Annotated in this window: 1 protein-coding gene; it reads left to right on the top strand. The window is 32.6% G+C overall.

The window, feature by feature from the left end; translation table 11 throughout:
* Positions 1–236, top strand: a 236-nt coding sequence (locus tag ACWA1B_RS23645) for a cation:dicarboxylate symporter family transporter (RefSeq protein ID WP_456911138.1), incomplete at both ends; no start/stop codon positions are given.

The raw sequence follows: 236 nt of genomic DNA on the forward strand, positions 1-236 counted from the left end.
ATTTAGTAGTAAAATAAAAATGCTGGCAACCATCTTTATCCGTTTGGTGCAAATGATTATTTCGCATTTAGTTTTTACTACTTTGGTAGTAGGAATTGCGAAATTGGGTGATATTAAAACTGTTGGAAGAATTGGAGGAAAAGCTATTGGGTGGTTTTTTACAGCTTCATTTATTTCGCTTTTAATCGGATTGTTTTACGTAAATGTTTTGCAACCAGGTGTTGGTTTAAAACTAG

The organism is Flavobacterium xizangense (genome assembly GCF_054075145.1).